At 70.0% G+C, this 22,690-nt stretch carries 20 protein-coding genes and 5 pseudogenes; 9 read left to right on the top strand and 16 right to left on the bottom strand.

Annotation, left to right across the window (positions count from 1 at the left end):
- Nucleotides 1–262: 262 nt before the first annotated feature.
- The 3 genes and pseudogenes from ACBJ32_RS49075 to ACBJ32_RS49065 all read left to right on the top strand — a co-directional run.
- Nucleotides 263–1,312: pseudogene (locus tag ACBJ32_RS49075) on the top strand (IS701 family transposase); the annotation flags it as partial.
- Nucleotides 1,307–1,723 carry a tetratricopeptide repeat protein gene (locus ACBJ32_RS49070; protein ID WP_375132774.1) on the top strand — a complete coding sequence of 139 codons (417 nt, stop codon included), beginning with the start codon at nucleotides 1,307–1,309 and terminating at the stop codon, nucleotides 1,721–1,723. The pseudogene ACBJ32_RS49075 and the gene ACBJ32_RS49070, both read left to right, overlap by 6 nt.
- 22 nt (nucleotides 1,724–1,745) lie before the next feature.
- Nucleotides 1,746–1,987, top strand: a pseudogene (locus tag ACBJ32_RS49065) (transposase family protein); the annotation flags it as partial.
- A gap of 289 nt (nucleotides 1,988–2,276) precedes the next feature.
- On the opposite strand, the pseudogene ACBJ32_RS49060 reads toward ACBJ32_RS49065, so the two are convergent.
- The 5 genes and pseudogenes from ACBJ32_RS49060 to ACBJ32_RS49040 all read right to left on the bottom strand — a co-directional run.
- Nucleotides 2,277–2,570, bottom strand: a pseudogene (locus ACBJ32_RS49060) (transposase); the annotation flags it as partial.
- Between the two features lie 39 nt (nucleotides 2,571–2,609).
- Entirely contained in the window at nucleotides 2,610–2,804 is a 195-nt protein-coding gene (locus ACBJ32_RS49055; protein ID WP_375132767.1) for a recombinase family protein, read from the bottom strand.
- Between the two features lie 279 nt (nucleotides 2,805–3,083).
- Nucleotides 3,084–4,250 carry a DUF1684 domain-containing protein gene (locus ACBJ32_RS49050; protein ID WP_375132766.1) on the bottom strand — a complete coding sequence of 389 codons (1,167 nt, stop codon included), beginning with the start codon at nucleotides 4,248–4,250 and terminating at the stop codon, nucleotides 3,084–3,086.
- A gap of 96 nt (nucleotides 4,251–4,346) precedes the next feature.
- Nucleotides 4,347–4,616 (bottom strand): hypothetical protein, encoded by a 270-nt coding sequence (locus ACBJ32_RS49045; RefSeq protein ID WP_375132765.1) that lies wholly within the window; start codon nucleotides 4,614–4,616, stop codon nucleotides 4,347–4,349.
- Between the two features lie 128 nt (nucleotides 4,617–4,744).
- Complete coding sequence (locus ACBJ32_RS49040; protein WP_375132764.1) at nucleotides 4,745–5,179, bottom strand: winged helix-turn-helix transcriptional regulator; 435 nt, start codon at nucleotides 5,177–5,179, stop codon at nucleotides 4,745–4,747.
- A 95-nt stretch (nucleotides 5,180–5,274) separates the two neighbouring features.
- Here ACBJ32_RS49040 and ACBJ32_RS49035 point away from each other — a divergent pair, with 95 nt between their 5' ends.
- Nucleotides 5,275–5,652 (top strand): VOC family protein, encoded by a 378-nt coding sequence (locus ACBJ32_RS49035; RefSeq protein ID WP_375132763.1) that lies wholly within the window; start codon nucleotides 5,275–5,277, stop codon nucleotides 5,650–5,652.
- Nucleotides 5,653–5,927: 275 nt separating this feature from the next.
- Here the strand turns inward: ACBJ32_RS49035 and ACBJ32_RS49030 are convergent, their stop codons facing one another.
- On the bottom strand, nucleotides 5,928–6,641 hold the full coding sequence (locus tag ACBJ32_RS49030; RefSeq protein WP_375132762.1) for an MFS transporter: 714 nt from the start codon (nucleotides 6,639–6,641) through the stop codon (nucleotides 5,928–5,930).
- On the opposite strand from ACBJ32_RS49030, the pseudogene ACBJ32_RS49025 reads away from it, so the two are divergent.
- Nucleotides 6,609–6,728 (top strand): annotated as a pseudogene (locus ACBJ32_RS49025) (transposase); the annotation flags it as partial. The gene ACBJ32_RS49030 and the pseudogene ACBJ32_RS49025 sit on opposite strands and share 33 nt — an antisense overlap.
- A 10-nt stretch (nucleotides 6,729–6,738) precedes the next feature.
- Here ACBJ32_RS49025 and ACBJ32_RS49020 read toward each other — a convergent pair.
- The 6 genes from ACBJ32_RS49020 to ACBJ32_RS48995 all read right to left on the bottom strand — a co-directional run bounded on the left by ACBJ32_RS49020 (nucleotide 6,739) and on the right by ACBJ32_RS48995 (nucleotide 16,294).
- On the bottom strand, nucleotides 6,739–9,483 hold the full coding sequence (locus tag ACBJ32_RS49020) for a PQQ-binding-like beta-propeller repeat protein (RefSeq protein WP_375132761.1): 2,745 nt from the start codon (nucleotides 9,481–9,483) through the stop codon (nucleotides 6,739–6,741).
- Entirely contained in the window at nucleotides 9,438–10,292 is an 855-nt protein-coding gene (locus tag ACBJ32_RS49015; RefSeq protein WP_375132760.1) for a hypothetical protein, read from the bottom strand. The genes ACBJ32_RS49020 and ACBJ32_RS49015 overlap by 46 nt, the downstream gene beginning before the upstream one ends.
- Before the next feature lie 162 nt (nucleotides 10,293–10,454).
- Nucleotides 10,455–11,606 carry an alpha/beta hydrolase family protein gene (locus tag ACBJ32_RS49010; protein ID WP_375132759.1) on the bottom strand — a complete coding sequence of 384 codons (1,152 nt, stop codon included), beginning with the start codon at nucleotides 11,604–11,606 and terminating at the stop codon, nucleotides 10,455–10,457.
- A gap of 224 nt (nucleotides 11,607–11,830) precedes the next feature.
- Complete coding sequence (locus ACBJ32_RS49005; protein ID WP_375132758.1) at nucleotides 11,831–12,169, bottom strand: transposase family protein; 339 nt, start codon at nucleotides 12,167–12,169, stop codon at nucleotides 11,831–11,833.
- Between the two features lie 124 nt (nucleotides 12,170–12,293).
- Nucleotides 12,294–13,313, bottom strand: a complete 1,020-nt coding sequence (locus ACBJ32_RS49000) for an alcohol dehydrogenase catalytic domain-containing protein (protein WP_375132757.1) — start codon at nucleotides 13,311–13,313, stop codon at nucleotides 12,294–12,296.
- 197 nt (nucleotides 13,314–13,510) lie between these two features.
- Nucleotides 13,511–16,294 (bottom strand): LuxR C-terminal-related transcriptional regulator, encoded by a 2,784-nt coding sequence (locus tag ACBJ32_RS48995; RefSeq protein WP_375132756.1) that lies wholly within the window; start codon nucleotides 16,292–16,294, stop codon nucleotides 13,511–13,513.
- Nucleotides 16,295–16,318: 24 nt separating this feature from the next.
- Between ACBJ32_RS48995 and ACBJ32_RS48990 the strand changes: the two are divergent.
- Nucleotides 16,319–16,919, top strand: a pseudogene (locus ACBJ32_RS48990) (aldehyde dehydrogenase family protein).
- Here the strand turns inward: ACBJ32_RS48990 and ACBJ32_RS48985 are convergent.
- Nucleotides 16,822–17,373 carry a TetR/AcrR family transcriptional regulator gene (locus ACBJ32_RS48985; RefSeq protein ID WP_375132755.1) on the bottom strand — a complete coding sequence of 184 codons (552 nt, stop codon included), beginning with the start codon at nucleotides 17,371–17,373 and terminating at the stop codon, nucleotides 16,822–16,824. The pseudogene ACBJ32_RS48990 and the gene ACBJ32_RS48985 overlap by 98 nt on opposite strands.
- A 99-nt stretch (nucleotides 17,374–17,472) precedes the next feature.
- Between ACBJ32_RS48985 and ACBJ32_RS48980 the strand changes: the two genes are divergently transcribed.
- Both ACBJ32_RS48980 and ACBJ32_RS48975 read left to right on the top strand, forming a co-directional pair.
- Nucleotides 17,473–18,213: an SDR family oxidoreductase gene (locus ACBJ32_RS48980; RefSeq protein WP_375132754.1), complete on the top strand. Its 741-nt coding sequence runs from the start codon at nucleotides 17,473–17,475 to the stop codon at nucleotides 18,211–18,213.
- A gap of 316 nt (nucleotides 18,214–18,529) precedes the next feature.
- Nucleotides 18,530–18,892 carry a hypothetical protein gene (locus tag ACBJ32_RS48975; protein WP_375132753.1) on the top strand — a complete coding sequence of 121 codons (363 nt, stop codon included), beginning with the start codon at nucleotides 18,530–18,532 and terminating at the stop codon, nucleotides 18,890–18,892.
- 79 nt (nucleotides 18,893–18,971) lie between these two features.
- Here ACBJ32_RS48975 and ACBJ32_RS48970 read toward each other — a convergent pair whose 3' ends face one another.
- Nucleotides 18,972–19,220 (bottom strand): Tn3 family transposase, encoded by a 249-nt coding sequence (locus ACBJ32_RS48970; protein WP_375132752.1) that lies wholly within the window; start codon nucleotides 19,218–19,220, stop codon nucleotides 18,972–18,974.
- Nucleotides 19,221–19,251: 31 nt separating this feature from the next.
- Here ACBJ32_RS48970 and ACBJ32_RS48965 point away from each other — a divergent pair, with 31 nt between their 5' ends.
- The gene (locus tag ACBJ32_RS48965) at nucleotides 19,252–21,276 is read left to right on the top strand and encodes an ATP-binding protein (protein ID WP_375132751.1); all 2,025 of its coding nucleotides are present in this window, start codon (nucleotides 19,252–19,254) and stop codon (nucleotides 21,274–21,276) included.
- A gap of 547 nt (nucleotides 21,277–21,823) precedes the next feature.
- On the opposite strand, the gene ACBJ32_RS48960 is transcribed toward ACBJ32_RS48965, so the two are convergent.
- Together ACBJ32_RS48960 and ACBJ32_RS48955 are read right to left on the bottom strand one after the other, a co-directional pair.
- Complete coding sequence (locus ACBJ32_RS48960) at nucleotides 21,824–22,324, bottom strand: general stress protein (RefSeq protein ID WP_375132750.1); 501 nt, start codon at nucleotides 22,322–22,324, stop codon at nucleotides 21,824–21,826.
- Nucleotides 22,325–22,339: 15 nt separating this feature from the next.
- Nucleotides 22,340–22,630 (bottom strand): MerR family transcriptional regulator, encoded by a 291-nt coding sequence (locus ACBJ32_RS48955; RefSeq protein WP_375132749.1) that lies wholly within the window; start codon nucleotides 22,628–22,630, stop codon nucleotides 22,340–22,342.
- Nucleotides 22,631–22,690 lie beyond the last annotated feature (60 nt).

Here is a 22,690-nt window from a genome sequence, read left to right as displayed (position 1 = left end):
GACCACCCGACCGCTCGCCCACGCATTGGCCTGGTCCGAGCGCCGACGCATGTCCCAGACCCGCGCACGCAGCAGCCATTACTGGCGGCGCTGGCTCAAGAACAACGAAGTGTTGTTGTAATACTAGTACTCCAGTGACACTTTGCGATCTTGAGGGGTCGGGGTCGCATGGCGACGGCCACCGCGTGATCATTCGGAGTTTGTGAAGACAACCAAAGATCGTGCGGTGGCCGCGAGCCACAGCGTAGACCCTGACGGCTGGATGGTCATCTTCAACGAGCTGATGGCCCGGATCGCCGGCCGGTTCGGCCGCGTCGAACCCCGTCGCGCCGCGACCGCGTACGTGCGCGGGCTGCTGGCCGACATCGACCGTAAGAACTGCTGGAACCTGGCCGAACACGCTCAGCTGAGCGGGCCGCAGACGTTGCAGCGGTTGCTGCGCACCGCCCGCTGGGACGCCGATCAGGTGCGCGATGATGTCCGGGACATCGTCGTCGACCGGCTCGGCCCCGGCGGCGTGCTGATCGTGGATGAGACCGGTTTCGTCAAGAAGGGCACCGGATCGGCCGGGGTGCAACGGCAATACACCGGCACCGCGGGCCGCATCGAGAACTCCCAAGTCGGCGTGTTCCTCGCCTACGCCACCCCGGCCGGGCGGGCGCTGCTGGACCGGCGGCTCTACCTGCCGGAGCACACGTGGCTGGCCGACCGCGGGCGGTGCCGGGCGGCCGGCATCCCGGACGAGACCGGCTTCGCCACCAAGCCCGCGCTGGCCACCGCCATGGTGCTGGCTGCGCTGGAGGCGGGGGTGAGTGCTCCTTGGCTGACCGGCGATGAGGTCTACGGCCAGGACCCGCGCCTGCGCGCTGCCCTGGAGCAGCGCCGGATGGGATATGTGCTGGCCATCGCGGGCAACCGGCGCGTCGAGCTCGAGGGGGTGCAGGTGAGCGCGGCCGAGGTTGCCACGCGCGTGGCCGACCGGCACTGGCACCGCTACCGCGCCGGCCAGGGCGCCAAAGGGCCGCGCTGGTATGCCTGGGCCTGGGCCCGGATCGACGAACGCGAGGCCCAGGGCTGTCGGTGGTTGCTGATCCGGCGCAACCTGACCACCGGCGAGCTGGCGTTCTACCGCTGCTACGCGCCCGCCCGGCAGCCGCTGACGGCCCTAGTCAAGATCGCAGGAGCCCGGTGGGCGGTGGAGGAGTCCTTCCAGGCTGCCAAGGGCCAGGTCGGCCTGGACCACTACCAGGTGCGCGGCTGGACGGCCTGGCACCGTCACATGACCCTGGCTCTGCTCGCCCTGGCCGTGCTGACGGCCATCGCCGCCGCCCAGCCACCCAGCACCGCCGACGACCGCATCCCGCTGACCCTGCCCGAGATCCGCCGGCTGCTGGCCGACCGGGAACGCATCCTGGGCGCCGACCGCCCGGAAACGCTGACCTCCCGCAACAACCTCGCCCACACCTACCAGACAGCGGGAGACCTGGGCCGGGCCATCCCACTGTTCGAGGACACGTGGGTGGCCCGGGAGCGTGTACAGGGCGCCGACCACCCCGAGACGTTGATCTCCCTCAACAATCTCGCCCACGCCTGCGCGGCAGCGGGCGATTCGGGCCGGGCCGCTTCCCTGTACGCGACCGCCCTTCCACGCTGCGAGCGAGTGCTAGGCGTGGATCACCCATTGACGACGCTCGTACGAGGCAGCCTGGCGTCACTGCGATAGCGGCGGCGATTTCATGGTTCTCTCCTCAAGCGCGATCCGCACACCGTTCAAGCGTCATCGCCTTCGACCCTGGCTGTCACCTGGCCAGCGAAACGTCAACCGCGCCCACGCTCGCATTCGAGCCGCCGGTGAGCGTGCCGTTGCGACCTTGAGAGCTGGAAGGCGCTGCCCAAGCTGTGCTGTCGCCCGTGTCGTGCGACTGCACTCGTACAAGCGATCCTCGTGCTGCAGCTCCTCGAGGAGGCGTCCACGAGTGGTGGTTGAGCAGTACCGGAGACGCCCTGACGAAGATTGTTCCCAGCATGGTCGTGATCGTCTCCCAGCCGGGGCATTCAAGAGCGGAGCGTACTGCGTCGAGCATGCAGACCGTTATGTACAGAATGTGGTTGCTTCTGCTACTGACTGGCAAGCACTTGTTTCTGGGGTTTGGCCGATGGTTGGGCTAGGCGGCTTGCCGGGTGTAGTCCTCAGCTGAGGTGCCCAGCAGATTCCGGACAGTTGGCTACATAAGCTGACAGAAGTCTGGAAGAGGTAGGTACGTGACGAGGCGTCGTAGGGACGCGGCCTTCAGGATCTCGTTGGCACGCCGCAGTTCAGCGTTCTCCCGGCGCAGCCGCTTCATCTCGGCCGACTCGTCCGTGGTGCGGCCGGGCCGGCTGCCCTCGTCGATCTGCGCCTGGCGGACCCAGGTACGCAGTGTCTCCGCGGTGCCGATGCCGAGCTTGGTCGCGACCGCGGTGATCGTGGTCCACTCGGCCGGGTAATCCGGCCGCACCTCGGCGACCATCCGCACCGCTCGGCGGCGCAGTTCGGCGGGGTAGGGAGACTTACCTGACCTGGACTCGATCCTCTCAAGAGATCAAGTCTCCACCGAACCCGGGGCGATTCACCTGCGTGCTCCACCCGAGACACGCATAATCGTCTGGCCGTTCGGGCGATGGATGCCGGCGCAGATGCCCGTCAGGATGTGCAGGTTGATGCCGCGCGGGGCGAGCTGGTCCGCGAGGAAGACCAGCAGCTCCTTGACGCTGCGGGCGACCCGGTCGGGCTTGGTGATGACCAGCGTGTCGCCCGGTTTCATGCGGTAGGGTTCTCGGCGGAATCTCGACAAGGCCGTCGCTCCGGCCACGTGATCAGTACCAACAGCTCCGCTTCCCGTTCGCGTAGCCGTCACACCTGCCAGGGTGGGACTGGTGGCCACCGCCTCCCCCCGAGTCTTCGACAACCCGAAGGTGAGACAGTGGGCGTCCAACGTCACGGCGACACACCGTGACGTGAAAGCCACAACCCGCTGCATGCCGAAACGTCACCGATCGAACCCGACACGGCATAAGCGAAGGTCAGAACTTAGACGACAAGTTCAGCCAGCGGCCGGGATGAAGGTGGCGTACTCCTCGATCCGATCGATGCGTCCGTCCTCAAAGCGGAAGTACATCGCCGCCTGCACTTCGCCGACGGGCCCGTCGGCGTTGGTGATATGCAGGACGTGCTGCTGAAGTACCTCGTCCGCTTCGGTGAACTGGCGGATGATGTCGTACCGTAGCGACACCTCCGCCGTAGGACCGTCCTTGAGCATCGCGAGGTTCTCGTCGATGGTCTGCTGTGGCTTGCCGTCGTTGTGCCAGACGGTCGCGGTGTCCGTGCACAGCGCACGCATCCCGGCGTAGTCACCTGCTTCCAGCCGTCGCAGGTAGCGGATAGCGGCGTCTTTGATATCGGTGCTCATCGTCTCCTGCGTTCCTTCGGATTCGCCGTACGCAGGTGCGCGCTCACCCACCGGTACGGGCACGGGCAAGTGGTTGCCCTCCGGCGCCAGCGGGCACGGAAAGGCGCGGGAGAAGACGTGCAGGGGAAGCACGGCCTGGTTGAAATCGACCCGGACGGTGTCGCCCTCCACTGGAGGTAACACCACCCATCTGCCGATGCCCGGTGTCTGTGCTCCACTGGTGGAATCGGTGAACACCACCAGCAGGTTGCCGGGGAACGTTTCGATCACCGTCAGAGAGTGCTGCTGCCCTGCCAGGTCGAACACCAGATCGGCGGGTGCCGGGAGAATGTGCTTGGTGGGCGGTTCGGTCAGTCGCTCGATCTCCACTTCCCGTCCCGGCGTCCTCTGGTACTCCGCATCGACCACATATGCCGGATCCACCGGGAACACCGCGATCTCTCGCAACCGCGCCAGCGATGGCACGGCGGGGTCCCATACGGTCAGCCCGTAGATCCCCTTGCCCCCGGAGACAGCCACAGTGCGCTCACCCGACAACCGCAGACTGCTGCCCCCGGTCAACGTGACCGTGCCATTCACCGGACGGCCGTCCAGCGACACCCCGTCCGCACCGGCCGCGGTCAACTTCAGCCCGTCCGGGCCGCTCGCGTCCCAGCGTCCGGGCACGCCCTCGACCGTCTGAGCCGGCCCGGTGATCGTCGCGAGCTGGACCACCCCGGCCTTCCCGAGAGGTCCGGCAATCTCGTCCCAGCGGCCACGCCGCCACGCCTCATAGTCCACTTCCACGTGTTCGTCGAACATGATTGGACACTAACCGCCTACTTCGGCCGAGCGTCAAACTAAGTTGCCAATTGGCAAAACAGCCTCGTCGCCAGCGGCCGCTGGGTCAGTGAATCTTCAGCCATTGCCGACGGCGAGTATTGCTCCGCAGGCGACCACGTGCTCAGCCGCCGCGTGGATCAGCATGATGTGGTTGCTGTCGTGCTTACCACTCATGCAGACGTAGCCAATGAGGTGGTAGTCCGCCGACCGTGACCGCTCCCCAGGAGTGCTCAAGAGCCCATGAACTCTGACGCGGAAGGAGTCGATACGCGTCACGGACACGGATAATGGCGGCGGGGCGAACACGGACGTGAAGGCGATGTCGCTGATCGCAGAGATGTCCACCGGGGCGGACAGTATCGAGGACGCCGGCTGACAGCGGCATGGTGTCATGCCGACCTGCCTTGACCATCCGCGCCCCTCGCCAGTTGGCGCGGATGGTCGAGGCGGTCACGGGAGTGCGGTTCTCACCATCAGCGACCGGCTGACGCCGGTCGGCTCTTGACGGGCGTGGCCGCGGTCTCTAGCGCCCAGTCGAATCGTGCGCGGGATTCCTCGATGTGTTCCAGGTACCGGCGAGTCCATGCGCACATGCCGTAGACGGTGTGCCGCAGCGCCTGGCCCGCGTCCGTGAGCGCATATTCCACGCGCGGCGGCACGGTCGGGTAGACGGTGCGCTCGACGAGCCCATCGCGTTCGAGGCTGCGCAGTGTCTGTGTGAGCATCTTGTGGCTGATGCCCTCCACCTCACCGCGAAGTTGCGTGAAGCGCAGGGTGCGCTCGCCGAGGATGCTGACCACCAGCAGCGTCCACTTGTTGGCGATGCCGGGGAAGATCTCACGTGCGAGAGAGTGGGCGCGCGTCACACCGTCGTCCTCCGAAACGCGCCTGACCTCTTCGGTAACCACCAGGTGCCTTTCTCTCGCAAAAGTGCGCTCTTCCCCGTGACCTGTTCACTCTCTTACGGTTCCAGGGTATTCAAACGTTACCGCTAGGACACGCCATGACCATTCTCAAGACGTACGCACGCCTGTGGACCGACGAGCTGGACACGTCGCTGACACTGCTGCGTGAACTGACCGGCGCGGAACCCGATCTGCGCTTCGCCTTCGACTCCGTCGAACTCGCAGCGATCGGTGACTTCCTCGTCATCGCAGGGCCGCCTGCGGAGCGTGCCCGCTATTCCCACGCCAGCGCCACTGTGATTGTCGACGACCTCGACACTCTGATCAAGACGCTCGGCACCGCCGGCGCCGAGATCACGACACCGGTAAGTGTCAGCGCCACCGGTCGGTTCCTGTACGCGCGCCATCAGGGTGGCGCAGAGGTCGAGTACGTAGAATGGGTTCCGGAGTTGGTGGAGCGCATCGTGCAGGCGTAGTCAGTGCGTCCGTGCCCCCGACGAGCCCGGGGCACGGACTCGCCGTCATGTCGGCGGCGTGTGCGCCAACTGCTGCCACATCAGCCGCTTCACTGCTCCGTGTCACTGGGCGCCGCGTTCCTGGCCTTCCGCGTCAGAGTTCAACAGGGCGTGACTCTCTTCAGCCCCTACGGCTACGCCTGGAGTCCACCGGGCGATCCAGCCCAGCTCCTTGAGGACACGGAGTGGTCAGAGGACCACGTCGATCACTACTTCGAGCACCTGCACAGCGCCTTTTACTCCTGGGTCGGAAGGCGCTGACGCCCGCGTCCGGCACGAGCAGTCGGACGCCGTGGGCGGAAGGGCGACAGGCTATCGCCCGCCCAACACGGAACCCGGCTGGGCGCAACACGACCTTGGGCAATATGGCGATCTTCCGGGGAAACCGTGAAACCGGCGCCCCAGCAGGCCGACGTCAGCGCTTGCAGGCACGTCAGCACCCACAGCCAGCGCCGCCGGCCGAACGCTGAAAGTCCCTCCACCAACTCCGCGATCAAGCCGCGCCGCTGCTGGCGTGCCCGCGCCGCGCCCAGACGCAGGAGCGCGAACAGCGCGGCGGAGGCCAGGAAGGTGAGCCCGTCCCCGGCCAGAACCCAGCCAGGTGACGCCGCGACGATCGCCAGCCCGGCCAGCGTCGGCGCGATGATCGCGATCACGTTGCCGGCGATCTGCAGCAGGGCGTTGGCCGCCACGAGCTCGTCCCGCTCGACGATGGCCGTGATGAGCTCCTTGGCCGCAGGTTGGAAGAACGCGCCCGCGGCGGCGGTCAGCACCGCCAGCATCCCGAGAGACCACACCGTCGCCGAGCCGGCCAGGACGAGCACGCCTGACAGGCTCTGGCTCACGCCACAGACGATCTGGCACACCACCATGATCGCCAGCCGGGGCAGCCGGTCGGCCAGCACCCCGGCGAACGGCGTCACCACCAGGAAGACCACCAGGCTGGCCATCACCACCAGCCCGAGCTGGCGATCCCGAAACTCAGGTCGGGCTCGTACTTCCCGGACTGGCTGCTGGAACGCCGGCGGCGGGCCGAGCACCAGGCACTCAGGGGTGCAGAGCGTAAACGTTGCCGCCACCGCCCGTGTAGAGAAGGCTGTTGGCGTGGGTGAGGGCGTTCCCGCTGATGGCGTCGTTTCCCAGCGCGTCGCCGGTGTTCATGCGCCATCTCCGCGCGCCGGTGGCGCCGTCCAGGGCGTGGACGACGCCACCGTCGGTCGAGACGTACACGACGCCCCGGTGCACGACGGGACCCAGGATGATGTCGGCGCCCATCGGCGCGCTCCACCGTTCCGCGCCGGTGGCGGTGTCAAAGGCGCTGATGATGCCGGCGGAGGTGACCACGTAGAGGCGGTCCTGGCCGACGGTCAGGCCGAGGGCCGGTTCGATGACGCTGGTCGGGGCGGACCATCGTTTCCTGCCGGTACGGGCGTCGAGCGCGTGCACTTCGTAGTCGGCGCTTCTGACGTAGACGGTGGCGCCGGCGGGCAGCGGGGCGAAGGTGAGAGCGGCGCCGAGCCGCGTGCTCCACCGTTGCGCGCCGGTGGCGGTGTCCAGGGCGCGGACCCGGCGGTCGGCGCCCGCGACGTAGACGGTTTTCCCTGCCGGGGTGACCCAGGGGCTGGCGCGCTCGTCGGCTCCCGTCCGCACACTCCATCGCGGGCGGCCGGTGGCGGGGTCCAGCGCGTGCACGGCGCCCGCGTGGTCGTCTATGTAGACGGTGCCGCCGGCTTGCCTGGGACGGGACCAGGCACAACTGCCGCCTGTGCGGAACCGCCATAGCCGTCGACCGGTACTGGCGTGCAGGCCGATGATGTCGCTTCCGGCGCAGAGGATGACGCGTCCCCGCGTCGCGAGGAAGTGAAACCCCAGGTCAGGTGACGGGTCAAGTGAGTACCGCCACCGCGAGCGGCCTGTGCGGGTGTCCAAGGCGTGCAGGGTGGTGCCTGAGTCTCCGGCATACACCAGGTCGCCGGCGGACTGCAGCGGCCCGGACACGTAGTCGCTGATCGCCCGGCTCCACCGCAGCCGGCCGGAGGAAGCGTCCATGGCGTAGACCCGGCCGCCGCCGGCGGCGTAGACGGCGTCGCCGCTCACCGTTGGCGCGCCCTGCAGGTGGCCGTCGGTGGGGGAGCTCCAGCGCAGATGCGGGGGAGGAGTGGGAGCGGGGCGGGCAAGCCGGTACCGGGCCAGTAATCGGTCCCGGACCAGCGGGGCCAGGAGCCGCAGGGCCGAGCGCGAGGTGGAGACGAGCCGGACGATGACCGGGCCCGCGTTGACGACGGTCTCGGGCGCGCCGCTGCTGCCGGTGGCGGTGGGGCGGAGGTAGTCGAGCAGGTACGGGTCCTCCGTGGTCGCATCGTAGGCCAACGTCTGCTTGATGCCGGTCGTCTCGATCGCGTAGATCCGCCGTGCGGTCGCGTTGGAGGAGGAGACCCACTCCACCGCGAGGGAGACAACGGGGGCGTCGTCGGTGGGCGGGATCCAGTCGCACTGGGCGGGATGTGGCAGGCGTTGGCCGAATCGGGTCGGCGTCGCGGGGCTGGGTGTGTAGCCGTCCGCGATGGGGCGCAGGTCGGCGGCGCTCAGCAGGCCGCACGCGTCCGGCCAGGCGTCAAGAGGGACACCGTCGAACAGCTCGCGCCCGGTCGGGATCCCGTAGGTCAGGATGTAGGCGGCGATACGGCCCGTGCCGAGCAGCACGAAGGCCTTGCCGGGGGCGGTTCCTACGAGGGTGGTGGTGCCGGAGGGCACGTCGAGCGGCAGCGAGCGCAGGCGTCTCGTGTCCATGTCGAGGGAGGTCAGGAACGCGGGCAGCGACTGGATGGACATGTCGAAGCCCTCGGGCTCGCCGTTCAGGTAGAGCGGCTCGCTCCATTGGCTGCCCCCTGCCGAGCCGGCGGCACGCGGTGCCTCGCGCGGGATGGGCAGCCGGCGTCCGTCCGGCGCGTAGAACGCGTCGCCGGCCGCGGCGTATCCGTCGCCGCTGACGGTGAGATCGAGCGAGTACGCGTCCCCGATCTGGCGCGGGTTCGGGAAGGTGAGGGCGGGCGAAGGCATCGTGCGGCGCCATTCGGTCCGCAGCGTGGACGGATCCACCGAGGAGAGGCGCATCCGGTTGCCCGCGCAGTAGTCGAGCAGCAGCAGCATCGAGCGGGCGCCCGCCGCGGTCAGGTCGCAGTGCCGCTCGTGGACCGTCCTGGCCCCGGCAGTGCCCGAGCGCGGGTCCAGGGACAGCAGGGTCAGCGGCTCGAACTGTCGTTCCACGATCACGATGCCGCGTTCGGTCACCACGACCCGGGGCCCGGAGTAGTGGCCGGTGCCGGGGACGCGCTCCTGGCTGAGGAGATTGACGGCCCGTCGCCACAGCGTCGCGCCCGTAGCCGCGTCGAAAGCCTGTAACCACTGCTCGCCGTCGTCCTGCTTGCCCGTGAGCACGACGACGGTGCCGGACGTCACCCACACCCCGGCGACGGGGGCGCTGGACATGTGCTGGATGCGGACGAGCCTGCCGGTGCGGGCGTCGTGGACACGTACGCTGTGGACGCCGGTCGCCATGGCCAGCACCTGTTCGGAGGCGCCGTGAAGCAGAACGTCGAACTCGGGGTTCATGCCTCCGGCATCGCCATCGGCGGGGGCCGACCACGCCATCCGCCATTGGACGGGGGCGAGCCTGTCGCCGGGGGCGTCGGCGGCGGTGCTGAGCAGCAGCGCCACCGTCACCAGGACGGTGGCGGCCCGCGCGATCAGCACTTTTCCGCGGCCGTGCAGGCCGGGTCGGGGGTTGTCCACGACCACGAGCCGCCTCCCGATCTGCGGTATTCGGTGCGGTAGGAGTCGGCGGGGCCCGTCAGCCGGAACGGCGTGCCGCCCGGCCCGTTGATCACGATCTCCTCGGAGCGGCCCCCGGTCAGCACCGTGGCCACCAGATCGAACTCGTAATACGCCTTCGCGCCGACGATCGACAGGCTGAGCGTGACGACCTCGTCGCGTTTCAGGTCGATCTGCTTCTTCGTGAAGTACGCGGTGCCCGGGTCCTCCTTGGTGGTGAAGCGGACCGGCCGCCGGTCGAGGTCGGCCACGAGTTCCACCGTGCCGGTCTCCCCGGCGCCGCCCGGCACCAGAAGTGCGCCGTCGGAAGGGGCCGCGCGGGTGAGCACCCGCGGTTCGATGTCGATGATGCGCAGGCTGCTGCGGTTGCCCACCAGGACGACGGTGGCCGTCATCTCCTCGATCGTGGCCACGTGGTGGCGGGCCAGCATGGCGGCCAGGGCAGTGTCGCTCGCCGCCTTGCCCAGCAGGATCGCCCGGTCCCGGGCGTCGGTCACCGGCTCCCTGAGCACCAGCGGGCGCTCGTCGAGCTCGACCTCCACATGCCCGACCGTCAGCGGCGGCTTGCCGCCGATCTGGTCGACGGCGTCGGTCCCGCTCGCGGTGTACCAGGCGGTGAACACCACGCCGACCGCCGCGATGAGCACAGCGCTGGACACCCCGGCCACCCACGTGCGCGCGGCCTTCCAGGCTCCCGGGCCAGGCTCCGGCGGATCACCGCCTCTGGCCTGGCTGCTGCTGCCCTTCTTGCGCTGGCGAACCCTGGCCATGACCGCCTTCCGATGACCGTCGAGCGGGCGAATCTTGACCGTGCATCCACCAATATGCCCGCCTGCCCCCCGCCGCGCACCAGAAAGGCTCTTTTGTTCAGATGCGACTGAGGGGCCACGGAGATTCCGGACCGCCCACCGGTCGCCGCCCGCTCCTGCGGCCTACTTGGATTCGACAGAGCCGATATCGAGCGCCGCGACCGCGTGCTGCCAGGCCGGGTCGGCCGGGTAGAGCTGCGAACGCAGATACGCCCAGACCATGGCGCGGAGCACGGCGACCCGCGCCGGGTTCTCGTCGGAGGTCTCCGCCGCGTCATAGCCGGAGATGCCGCCGAGGATGTGCTCCGCGCCGTGCATCATCAGCAACGTCTTGGGGCCGGGGGCCAACGTGTACGCGTCCCAGCGGTAGCTGAGCCGGTCGGAGAACATCGGGTTGAGGTCCCTGTCCCCCGCGACCACCAGCGCCGGCGCGGTCATCGTGCTGAAATCGGTGTACTTGTTGACCGGGTAACGCTCGAGCATCTCCTGGTTGGCATGCTCGTCGGCGACACCGGGCGCGGCGAGGATGACACCGGCCTTGATCCGGGCGTCGGGCAGATGCACGCGGCTGCCGTCGGTCGGGTCGGCGGTCCGCATACCGAGCAGCATCGCGGCGGTGTGCCCGCCCAGCGAAAACCCGACGACCGCCACCCGCCTGCGGTCGAGGCGAGTACGGCCCGAAGAACCGCGGCCAGCCATGAACGTCGACCGTCCCAGGCCGGGAACGGCGGCCTCGATCTCGTCGAGGTGATCGAGGATGAAGCTCATGTCCTGAGCACGGGTCTTCCAGAACAGTGGCGCCTCGGGGTGGTCGGTCTCGCGCAGCCCCAACACGGTGGAGTCGAGGTGGGTGGGCTGGATGACCACGAAACCGTGGGCGGTCCAGAAGTCGACGAGCGGGCCGCAGCCGCGCAGCGACGACAGGAAGTTCGAGGCGCCGTGACCGTGCGACATCAGGATGATCGGCAGGTTCCCGCCGACCGCGGGGACGTTGACCTTGATCTCCAACGGCACCGGGCGGCCCGGCACCTCGAACGCGATCGGGCCGAAGGTGAGGACCTGGTTCGGCTCGCTGACCGGGATGTTGCCCGCATCGGCGTACGAGGTCGGGGTGACCATTCCTCGCCCGTGCTGGCCCGTGGGGCTCGCCTGCGAGGGCGCGGCGACGGCGGCGCTCGCCGCGATCGCCGCGGTGCCGATCAGGGCCGCCCGCCGGGTGAACGCCCCATTCCTTGGCGTCAAACAATCCTCTGTGCATGGCGCTGTGTCGCACATGAACGATCTCCCTCACAACCAAGCGGATCGGCTGACCGAACGCATTGGCCACGTTGGCGGTAGTAACGGCGAGGTGCCCGGCACAGACCAGGGCCCCGTGGTCAGGCCGATCGCTGTAGCCCCGGTGATGAGAGCGACAGGCATCAGCTGCTCCTTCTTTGAGATCGCCTCGGTAGAAATCGCCCATGCGATTGACGTGATCTCAGCGAGTTGTCGGTAGGTGGTCATGCTCGAAGTGGGTGAGGACAAGTGCCGCGGGCGATGTCGCCGGTTCTGCTGGGGCTGGCGGTGATGTGCTGGAGTGTCCGCCAGCGGCCTTTGAGCAGGGCGAATCCGCGCTCGCCGGGACAACGCAGGGCGCGTAGAAGCCGGTTGTGGGTGCGGTTGTCCGGGCTGAGGATCTGGTTTCCGCCGGGCTGCTTGATCGGCGTATGAATGCCGATGTCGGCGCCGTCGTAGCCGCTGTCGGCGAGGGTGGGCAGGCCCCGGGCGGCTGCGGCGTACAGCGTGCCCAGCACCTGTGCGCGGGCGGCGGTCAGGTCGTGGACGGCGAACTTCCTCACTGCCGGTTCGGCGCTGGACGGGATGCCGCGATTTGTCCCCCATGCTCCAGATCGGCACCAGTCGGCTTGCATCGCGGACCCGGCAGACTTCCGATGACGACTGCTGTTCGCCACCGGCTCCCGGTCAGAACGTGACGACGGCCTTGAAACGCACCTCGCCGGCCGCGGCCCTCTGGTAGGCGTCGTTGACGCGCTCCAGGGGGAACAGCTCGACCATCGGCTTGACCTGGCCGCGCGCCACGATGTCGAGAGCTTCGGCGAGGTACTCCAGACCGTTGTGGGCCGAGCCGATGATCTGGTGGCTGTGCGTGGTGAGCGGCAGTGCCGGCAGGATCATCTCGTCCTCGGCCAGGCCCATCAGCACGAGCTTGCCCCATGGCCGCAGGCCGGTCATCGCGTCGATGGCGGCGGCGTGCGAGCTGCTGGTGTGCAGCAGGACGTCGGCGCCGCCGATCTCCTTGAGCGCCGCACCGTCGGTGACGACGTCCGCGGCGCCGAGCTCGCGGGCGAGCGCGTGCTTGCGGGGGCTGCGGGTCACCGCGATGACGTGGTAGCCGGCGGCCTTGGCGAACTGGATCGCGAAGTGGCCGATGCCGCCGACGCCGACGACGGCGACGCGGGCCCCCGGCCTGGCACCGGCCCGGCGGATTCCGGCCCAGGTCGTGTAGCCGGCGCACACGGTGGGCGCGGCGTCCTCGTAGGAGATCCCGTCCGGGAGCAGGACCGTCCCCCCGACGTCGGCGACGGCGTACTCGGCCAGGGCGCCGTCGACATTGACGCCGGTCAGCGTCGGGTTCGCGCAGTTGCCGGCGGTGACGAAGCTGTTGGGGTGCTCCTCGCGGCAGAAGTCGCAGGCACCGCAGCGCTTCTGCATCATGGGCAGTCCGACACGGTCGCCGACCTTGCGCTCGGTGACGCCCGCGCCCAGCGCCACCACCTCGCCGACGCCCTCGTGCCCCATCAGCAGCGGAAACTCCCGGAACGACAGCACCCCGTGGGCCATCCACAGATCGGTGCCGCAGATCCCGCACGCATGGATCCGCACCAGAACCTCGCCCGGCCCCGGCTCCGGCATGGGCCGCTCCCGCACCTCCCAAGCGGCCTTCACATCAGGGACGATGACGGCCTTCATCTGCTTCGTCATGGGCGAAACTCCTTGTCATCGGTTCAGCGGCAGGCCGGGCGACCATGGCCCGCCCCACTCGGCTTCTACGGCTGTACGCCCCTCCCGGGATACGCGTTCATGCTCGCCGCCCCGGCACCGCAGTTGCATCGGCGAACATCACCTAGGAACGTCGCCTACCTTTCCCAGAACTACGGGCACACCGTCGTGACCGGCGACTACGCCAGGCGCATGTCCTTGAGCTGGCGGCGTGAGGTGATGTTCAGCTTGCGGAAGATGTTGCGCAGGTGAGCGTCGATGGTGCGCGCGCTGAGGAAGAGCTGTGCGGCGACCTCCTTGGAGGTCGCGCCCGAGGCCACCAGCCTGGCGATGCGCAGCTCCTGGGGAGTGAGCGCGTCGAAGGGCTGGGCGGACCGCTTGCGGGGGTGCTCGCCCATGGCACGCAGCTCACCGGCGGCACGGGACGCGAAGCCGTCCGCGCCGATGTCGGACAGCAGCGTGTGGGCGGTGCGGAGCTGTTCGCGGGCGTCCTGGCGGCGGCCCTCGCGGCGCAGCCACTCGCCGTAGACGAGATGGGCGCGGGCGAGGTGGGGCACCGTCCGGCCGCCGGCAAGCCGCTCGATCGCCTCGCGGTACAGCTCCTCCGCCGCCGGGCCGGTGCTGATCAGCGCTCGTGATCGCGCCGCCAGCCCGAGCGCCCACGGGGCACCGGTGGCGCGTGCCTGAGCGTCGAGCCGCTCCAGCGCCGCAGCCGCAGCCGCAGCCGCAGCCGCAGCCGCAGCCGCAGCCGCAGCCGCAGCCGCAGGCGCGGGTCGGCCGGCGCGGACCGCGGCTTCCACCAGCTCCGGCAAGGCCATGCCGGCGTGCACCATCTCGCCGGACTCCCGGACGCGTTCCGCGGCGGCAAGGGCGGCGTCGTAACGGCCCAGCCCGTTGCTCAGCACGGCCAGCGCGTAGTCGGCGATCGTCAGCGCGGTGCCCTCGCCGCGCCGGGTGGCGTCGTCCACGCTCATGCGGTGCAGGGTGGCGGCCTCGTCCTCGTGGCCGCGCCAGGCCGCGAGCAGCAGCCTGCCGTGGGGAATGGGCGCGGCTCCGGTCGCCCGGGCGATCACGTCGCTCTCGTCGACGAGGTCGGCCACGCGGGCGAGCTCGCCGGTGTGTGTCAGCACCGCCGCGGAGAGGTTGAGCGCGAACGGAAGCGTCATCAAGGCGCCGGTCTCCCGGGCGAGCCTCACGTAGCGGTCGGCGAGGGCGTGGATCGTGGTGTCGTCCCACAGCGCCATCGCCGTGTGGCTGGCCAGCCACTCCCACCGTAGCTCGCCGTTTTCGGCGGCCGGGGCCTGGGCCGCGAAGGACTCCACCGCCCGGCGCAGCTTGGGCACGCTCTCGGCATAACCTTGCAGGAAATAGGCCACCAGGCCGTCGAGCAGCAGGTCCAGAGGTCTCGGTGGCGTGGATGGCGCGGGCGCGGCCCCGGCGGCCGCGGCCACTTCGGCGACCCCGTGGCCGCAGGCAAGGGGACCGGCGAGCATCGCCGCTTCGAGCGCGTGCAGGTAGGTCTCCCGGGACAGCGCGGCGTCCAGCGGGCCGAGCAGCTTGGCCGCGTCGAGCAGCATTCCGGGCACGTCGTTGCCGCGGGTCGTGTGGAACATCAACTGTGCCCGCAGGAGTTCCGCCCGGGCGTGGTGGAGCGCGTCCAGCGGTCCACCAGTGGCGGCGGCGAGCAGGTGCAGGGCGGCGTCGGACGCGCCCGCCTGGTGCTTGGCGCGGGCGGCGTCCAGCGACCTCCGAGCCCGGAGGCCGGGCTCGGAGGTCAGCTCCGCAGACCGCTCCAGGAACGCGGCCGCCGCGGCATGCCCGCCCCGTGCCCGTGCCCGGTCGGCGGAGAGCTGCAGCTCCGCCGCGATCGCGTCGTCGGTGCCGAGCACCGACCGCGACTGATGCCAGGTGCGGCGGTCGGGGTCGGTCCGCGCGTCGGTCACGGCGGCGATCGCGCCGTGCGCCCGGCGGCGGTCGGCCGGTGTGGCCGCCCGGTAGACCGCCGAGCGCGCCAGCGGGTGCGTGAACCGCACCCGGGAGTCGATCGCCAGCAGCCCCGCGGCCTGCGCCGGTTCGGCGTCCTGCGGTCCGAGGCCGAGGTGGTCGGCGGCACGCAGCAACAGCGCGGCGTCGCCGACCGGCTCCGCCGCCGCCACCACCAGTAACAGCTGGGTCGCCGCCGGCAGGGCGGCGGTACGACGCCGGAAGCTCTCCTGGATCCCGTCCGGGACGTTCAGGGCGCCCGGCAGGCCGAAGCCGCCGGCGAGCTCCGTCGGCCCGGCGTACCGGCCCAGCTCCAGCAGCGCCAGCGGGTTACCCCGGGCCTCGGCGAGGATACCGTCGCGGACACCGTCGTCGAGTGGCTCGTGGACTGCCGCGGTCAGCAGGGCCCGGGCGTCGTCGTCGGCCAGGCCCTCGAGGCGTAGCTCGGGCAGGCCGGCGAGCAGCCGCCCGGCGTCACTGCCGGGCGCGGGGTCGCGCAGTCCGAACACGAGCGCCAGCGGCTCGGCGTGCAGCCGCCGCGCCACGAACGTCAGCGTCTGCAGGGAGACCACGTCGAGCCACTGCGCGTCGTCCACCAGGCACAGCAGCGGTCGCTCTCCCGAAACCTCAGCCAGGAGGCTGAGCGTGGCCAGACCCACGAGGAACGGGTCGGGCCGGTCGCCGGTGCGGCGTCCCAGCGCCACTCCGAGGGCGATCTGCTGCGGCTCGGGCAGCGTGTCGAGGCGGTCGAGGAGCGGGGCGCACAGCTGGTGCAGCCCCGCGAACGCGAACTCGATCTCCGCCTCGACTCCCGTGGCGTGCAGCGTCCTGAACCCGGACGCGGCCTCGCGGGCGTGGGCCAGCAACGCCGTCTTGCCGATGCCGGCCTCGCCGCGCACGACCAGGACGCCGCTGCGGGCGTTCCGCGCCTCCGCGACCAGCCGCTCAAGTGCCTCGCGCTCAGTCCGCCGACCCCTCACCCCAGGCAGCGTAATGCGTCATGGCTGACCACCCGGGTCGGCACCCGCATCCTCGTCCAGGAGAGCATCCGCGAGGAGTTCACCGAGCGGCCGACGGCGGCCATGGCCGCGTTCAGGGTCGGGGACCCCTTCGACCCGGCGACGATGATGGGGCCGCTCGCCACGCGCCGGCACTTCGAGCGCGTGATGGGCTACTTCGGCATCGCCGCACAGGATGGGGCGCACCCGCACCGGTGGTACACGGCGTGGCGACCGGGGTTACTTCGTGGCCCCGACCCTCCTGAAGGAGGTCACCCCGGACATGCGGGTGGTGCGGGAGGAGGTCTTCGGGCCGGTCGGCGCGCTGATGGGCTTCGCCGACGCCGACGAGGCGGGGCCCATGCCGTTCGCCGGCTTCAAGCAGTCCGGGATCGGCCGGCGAGGGCGGACCCGAGGTGATGGACGCCTTCACCAAGCACAAGGCGATCCTGGTCGGCCTGTGATTACGTACTCGGTGGCCTTCCCGACGCGGCGACCGGTGAACCTGCTCAGGCGTGATGGCGCAGCCCGTCAAGGACGATGCGCAGGAGGCGGTGAGCGCGGGCGTCCCACTCCGCGGGCTCCAGGCGGGTCAGGTAGCCGATGAGCAGGATGACGTCGCGGGCGTCGATGTCGGGGCGGATGGTGCCCTCGGCTTTGCCCGCGTCGAGGAACGTGGACAGCGTCTCGCCGATCGGGCCGAGGCTGTGCGCGGACAGGTCCTGCCACAGCCCCGCCTCGACGGCCGCGAACACCCCGCGCTTGACCTTCGCGTACTCGGCCACCCGGTCCAGCCAGCGGGCCAGGGCGGGCAGCGGCGCGTGCTCGGCGAGCAGTCCCGGTGCGGCGGCCACGAGGTCGTCCACGTCCTTGCGGTAGACCTCGGCGAGCAGGGCCTCCCGGGTGGGGAAGTGGCGGTAGAGGGTGCCTTGGCCGACGCCGGCCCGTTTCGCGATCTCATTGAGCCTCACCTCGTCCGCGTTCGCGACGACCTCTCGTGCGGCCTGGAGGATCCGGGCGCGGTTCTCGGCGGCGTCGGCTCGGCGGTGGGGTTCGTTCATCGGTCCTCTGCATGACGAGTTCAGCTAAGCGGACACGTGTCCGGTACGATGAGGGCATCTAAGCGGACACGTGTCCATTTTATCGCGGAGGAGATTCTCATGTCAGCCATCAGGGGCAAGGTCGTGGCCATCACCGGAGCGAGCAGCGGAATCGGCGAGGCCACCGCCCGCCTGCTCGCCGAGCGGGGCGCCGCCGTCGTGCTCGGCGCGCGGCGAACGGCGCGGCTCGACGAGATCGCCCAGCAGATCCGCGAGCGCGGCGGGCGCGCCGTCACCCGCGCCGTGGACGTCACCGCCCGCGACGACCTCGAACGACTCGTCGGCCTGGCCGTGACGGAGTTCGGGCGGCTCGACGTGCTCGTGGGCAACGCCGGCATCAGCAAGATCGGCTCCGTGGCCGACCTCGACGTGGCCGGCTGGTCGGCGATGATCGACGTCAACCTGCGCGGCGTGCTGCACGGCATCGCCGCCGCGCTGCCGGTGTTCCGCGCGCAGGGGCAGGGCCACCTCGTGACCACCCTGTCGACGGCCGGCCTGAAGATCACGCCCACGATGGCGGTCTACGCCGCGACCAAGAACGCCGTGCGTACCCTCCTGGAAGGGCTGCGACAGGAGTCGACCGACGGCGTGCTGCGGACGACGGCGGTCTCGCCGGGCTACGTGCGTACGGAACTCGCCGGCTCCATCGACAACCCCGAGCTCCGCGAGGAGATCCAGCGCAACATGGACCGGTACGCCATCGCGCCGGAAGCCGTCGCCCGCGCCGTCGCCTTCGCCATCGAACAGCCTCGTGACGTGGAGATCGGCGAGATCGTCATCCGCCCGACGACCCAGAACTGAGCCGGCCGCCCCGTCCGTCCCGAGGCAAGCCTCGCGCACAACCCGCACAGACCGGTGCGAGGCGCGAGTCCAGCAGGGCCCGCTCGGGCACGGCCGCGGCGTGGTGGAGGTCGCCGAGGCGGCCCACGACGCTCCCCCGCCGGGGGACCGCCGAGCCCTGCCGATCTCCTGCTCGACGGGCTGGTGACCAGGTTCACCCGCGGGTACGAGGCGAGCGTGCCGGGCCTGCGGCGGGCACCGCAGGCGTACCGCGACCACCTGGGCACCGACGACGCCAGCCGGCGGGGGTTGTGGGCGGGCCTGCCGAGCCGCGTACATGCTGTGGGACGACGAGACCCTCTACGAGCTGACCACGCGCCTCATCCGGCTCGCCCGCGACGCCGGGGCGCTGTCCACGCTCGCCACAGCGCTCAACTTCCACTCGACCATCCTGGTGCAGATCGGCGACCTGGCCCGGGCCGCCGGCCTTGTCGCCGACGTGGCCGCCATCCTCATCGACGCCTACGCCCCCCAGGCCGCCGAGCCCGTCCTGCTGAAAGCGGCCGTCCACCACGCCGTGGAATTCCCCACCTGGCAATCCCTGATCCGCCGCCAGGGCCTTCAACCGGAGGTCGCCGTCACCCTCCTGACCCGCATGATAGAGTCCACGACCCCTGAGCCCGATGCCGTGAAACCCTGAGCGCGCCCTCGTGGCAGACCAGAACGGCTCTTCGCGATCCAGCAGGAAGCGGGGAGCGTCACTTCACGTGAACGACCCTCTAGACCAGGCCGAGCTCGCGGGCCCGTACGCCGGCCTGGAAGCGTGATTCGGCACCCAGCGCGTCGGTCACCAGCGATCCGGCGACCCGGAGCATGTCCGGCCACTGCGTGAACACCTTCTTGGTGTTCACCTTGTTCCGGGCGATCGCCTCCAGCACCCCATACGCGCTGGTCGTGCCGTCGGGCAGGTCGGCCCGCCAGAACCGCTGGTCGCCCAGGCAGGCGAAGCGCAAGGAAGATCCCGCCACCGGCCTCGGGCGGAACGTTACGCTAACCGATATGTCTGTGGGGAAGCGCCAGAGTTCTGAGCCGCTGGGGCTGCGTCTGCTTGCGGCGAGGGAGCGGTCCTTCGTCGGCCGGGAGGAGGAGTTCGCCGCCTTCGAGACGGCGCTGCGTACCGGTGGCCGGGTGCTGTTCGTCTACGGTGCGGGCGGTGTCGGGAAGTCGGCGTTGCTGCGACGGTTCGCGCAGGAGGCGTCGGCGGCCGGGCGGCCCGTGACGATGCTGGACGGGCGCACGCTGGGCCCGTCTCCGGCGGCCTTCGAGTCCGCCGCCGACTCGGTGTTCGGCGATGAGCGCGCGGTGCTGATCGTCGACACTTTCGAGCACATCCAGAGTCTGGAAGGCTGGTTGCGCGAGCGGTTCCTGCCCCGCATCCCGGTCGGTGCGCTGGTCGTGGTGGCCGGGCGTTTTCCTCCAGACCTGGTGTGGCAGGCCGATCCGGCCTGGTCGGACACGCTGCAGGTCATGCCCCTGCGTGACCTGAGTCCCGTGGACGCGGCGGCGCTGCTGGAAGCCCGTGGCGTGGCCGAGGAGGTGCGTGAGCCGCTGCTGGGTTTCGCCGGCGGGCATCCGCTGGCCCTGTCGCTGGGCGCTGCGGTGGCGGTCAAGGACGGGGGAGCGAGTTCCCGTTGGACGCCGACCCGGGATGTGGTCGCCACTCTGATCGATCAGTTGGTCGGTGAGGTGCCGAGCCTGGCGCACCGGCACGCGCTGGAGGTGTGCGCGCACACCTACGTCACCACAGAGGAGTTGTTGCGCGCGGTCCTGCCCGACGACGACGCGGCAACCCTGTTCGCGTGGTTACGGCGGCTGCCCTTCATGGAGTCCGGCCCGCTGGGGCTGTACCCGCACGATGTCGTACGCGAGATCCTCGAGGCGGATCTGAGCTGGCGCGACCTGCAGCGCCACACCGAATTGCAGCAGCGCGTCAACACCCATCTCATGACCCAGATCCGCACCGTAGCCGACACCGACGTGCTGCGAGTCGTCGGCTCGATGTTCTATCTGCGCCGACACCGCAGATCTCCGTCAGGGCGGGACTTCTGGCGTCAGGAGGACAACGTATATGAAGACGCCTTCCGGCCCGAGGACATCGAGACTGTGGTGAGCATGGTCGCCGAGGTCGACTGCGAGGAATCGGCAGCCGCTGTCGCCTTCTGGGCCGCCCGGCAACCGGCGGCATTCCACCTTTATCGGCACATATCAACCGGTGAGCTGGTCGGTGTCTGCACCTGGCCTCGCCTGGAACGGCCTGATGACGAGGAGGCCGCCGCGGACCCGATTGTCGCCGCCGCCTGGGCCTACGCCCGCGCGGTCGCCCCGCTGCGACAGGGTGAGCACCTGGGTGTCGGGAGAATCTGGGTGCGCGAGCCGAACCAGGGCCTGGCATCGGTGATGGAGTGGCGCGGCGTGGGCCACTCCCTGCGCTCCGAGCGCATGGCCTGGTCGTTCATGGGCCTGCCCGTCGATGACCCCAGATGCGGCTACTACCGGCGTGACAGTCCGTACGAAGTGGATGAGCACACCTGGCTGGGAGACCGCGAGTACACCCTGTTCGCCCACGACTGGCGCGCCTTGCCCGCCCAGGTGTGGCTCGACCGGTTGCTGTCGGCCGACCTGCCAACAAACCCCTCTCCCGGACGGGAGCCTGAACTCAGGGTGCTGTCGGAGGCGGAGTTCACCGACGCTGTCCGCAAAGCCCTGCGGCACCTGTCACGGGCTTCCGAACTGGCCGCCAATCCCCTCGTCCGCAGCAGGCTCGTCGCCGGCCGCGCCGACCCCGCCCAGGCCCTGCGCCGGCTCCTCGAACAGAGCATTGAAAACCTGGGCCAGGACCCGCGCGCGAGCAAGATCCGCCGCGCCCTCGACACCACCTACCTGCGCGGCGTGCCCACACAGGAGGCTGCCGCCACACGCCTTGGCCTGCCCTTCACCACGTACCGCCGCCACCTGACCACCGGCATCGAACGCATCTGCGCCGACCTCTGGCATCGTGAGCTCTACGGGACCAATGAGAGTTGAGGCCGTTGTCGCCGGAGGGCATCCCCCCGACCCTGCCCGAGATCCGCCGGCCGCTCGCCGTCCTCGTGCTGATCCGGCACCGCTCCATCACGGACGTTCTGCGCTGGTCACACTGGCGCCGACGCCAGAAGTCGGCGCCGAATGCGTGATCTGCGGTGACGGCTACCCATTCCGGCATCTGATCCGTCCCACGGCCGCGCAGGAGGTCTCCCTGTGCCCGGCCTGGTGCCGCGCATCCGCGCTGTCGTCCGCCAGGCCGGCCGTTTGACGCTCCCTCCAGCAGGGCACTGGGGCCGTCCCGCAGGGCTGTGGATCTGGCTGCCGGCCGAAATCAGCGACCCCCCCTGCCCTGGCGTCGTTCGGCGCCGGAGCCCGGCTCGGCGATGTCGTGTCGGCGATCGATGCCGCTCACCCCGGTTTGCGCGAGCTCGTGCTTCGACGGCCTGCTGGAAGAACTCGCCGATGAAGACCTCGCTGACCGGGAGACGAGGGAGTCTGCCCGGGAGGACGACGGCGCGTGGTGAGGCGGCCGAGGTCCTCAAGTTGCTCAGCCGGTACGCCAGCCGAACTTGATCAGCAGGCTGCGCGCGTCGTCGGCGATGGCCACGTCGGCGACGACGGCGTAGCGGGCGGCTACCAGGGATCGGCTGGTCAGCAGGTCGCCGCGGCCGCACGCGGTCCAGTAGGCGGTCAGGCCGAAGATGGCGCCGAGCAGCGCGCCGAAGGCCACGCCCGCCAGCAGCGCCGCCCATGGGCCGGCGGCCAGCAGGACCAGCAGGCTGGAAGGCAGGCCGAAGCAGGCGCCGAGCGCGGCGCCCATGCCAGCCGCCCGGGGGGCGGTCACGCGGCCCAGGATGTTCTCCGTCAGGCGCAGGTTCTCCCCGATGATGGCCACCCGGTGCGCCGGGATGTCGTTGTCGGCCAGGAAGGTGACCGCCTTGCGGGCTTGTTCGTAGCTGTCGTAGGAGCCGACCACCGGCCGGTCCCCGCCCCCGGCCGCCGACGCGGTAGCAGGCGTGGCAGCGGTGGCCGGGACGGTGTCGATCATGACAGTGCCTCCTTTCTAGCTCAGTCGCTTCAGGGCCGCACGTAATTCGCGGACCTCCTGCTCCAGTTCGAGGATGCGGCGGACGGCGTTGAGCGTCATTCCCTGGCCGGTCATCGAGGTGACGTGCTGGAGCAGTCCGATGTCGTGGCGGGAGTAGCGGCGCTGCCCGCCGGGCGAGCGGTGCGGGCTGACCACGTCGTGCTGGTCCAGCCGGCGCAGGAAGGCCTGCTGGACCTGCAGCATCTCCGCGACCTGGCCCAGGGAATACAGCGGGGCGTGCTCGTCGTCGAACGGCATGCCGGCCATCCGGACCTCCTCTCGAACGGCAAGGGCGAGCTGTGGAGCCCGCCCTTGCCAGGGATGTGC

Origin of the sequence: Nonomuraea sp. GTA35 (genome assembly GCF_041950525.1) — a bacterium.
In the GTDB taxonomy this organism is placed as follows: Bacteria; Actinomycetota; Actinomycetes; order Streptosporangiales; family Streptosporangiaceae; genus Nonomuraea.
Note: the sequence above shows the minus strand (reverse complement) of the source record. Positions and strands in the feature narration are given on the sequence as shown.

Bases quoted from the DNA above. Each gene is read 5' to 3' on its own strand.
- ACBJ32_RS49000 (WP_375132757.1), bottom strand. From the start codon at position 13,313: ATGACGAAGCAGATGAAGGCCGTCATCGTCCCTGATGTGAAGGCCGCT.
- ACBJ32_RS48975 (WP_375132753.1), top strand. From the start codon at position 18,530: ATGCTGTGGGACGACGAGACCCTCTACGAGCTGACCACGCGCCTCATC.
- ACBJ32_RS49050 (WP_375132766.1), bottom strand. From the start codon at position 4,250: ATGTTCGACGAACACGTGGAAGTGGACTATGAGGCGTGGCGGCGTGGC.
- ACBJ32_RS49030 (WP_375132762.1), bottom strand. From the start codon at position 6,641: ATGGCCAGCCTGGTGGTCTTCCTGGTGGTGACGCCGTTCGCCGGGGTG.
- ACBJ32_RS48955 (WP_375132749.1), bottom strand. From the start codon at position 22,630: ATGGCCGGCATGCCGTTCGACGACGAGCACGCCCCGCTGTATTCCCTG.
- ACBJ32_RS49015 (WP_375132760.1), bottom strand. From the start codon at position 10,292: ATGGCCAGGGTTCGCCAGCGCAAGAAGGGCAGCAGCAGCCAGGCCAGA.
- ACBJ32_RS49035 (WP_375132763.1), top strand. From the start codon at position 5,275: ATGACCATTCTCAAGACGTACGCACGCCTGTGGACCGACGAGCTGGAC.
- ACBJ32_RS48965 (WP_375132751.1), top strand. From the start codon at position 19,252: ATGTCTGTGGGGAAGCGCCAGAGTTCTGAGCCGCTGGGGCTGCGTCTG.
- ACBJ32_RS49055 (WP_375132767.1), bottom strand. From the start codon at position 2,804: ATGAAACCGGGCGACACGCTGGTCATCACCAAGCCCGACCGGGTCGCC.
- ACBJ32_RS48985 (WP_375132755.1), bottom strand. From the start codon at position 17,373: ATGAACGAACCCCACCGCCGAGCCGACGCCGCCGAGAACCGCGCCCGG.
- ACBJ32_RS48960 (WP_375132750.1), bottom strand. From the start codon at position 22,324: ATGATCGACACCGTCCCGGCCACCGCTGCCACGCCTGCTACCGCGTCG.
- ACBJ32_RS49010 (WP_375132759.1), bottom strand. From the start codon at position 11,606: ATGTGCGACACAGCGCCATGCACAGAGGATTGTTTGACGCCAAGGAAT.
- ACBJ32_RS48980 (WP_375132754.1), top strand. From the start codon at position 17,473: ATGTCAGCCATCAGGGGCAAGGTCGTGGCCATCACCGGAGCGAGCAGC.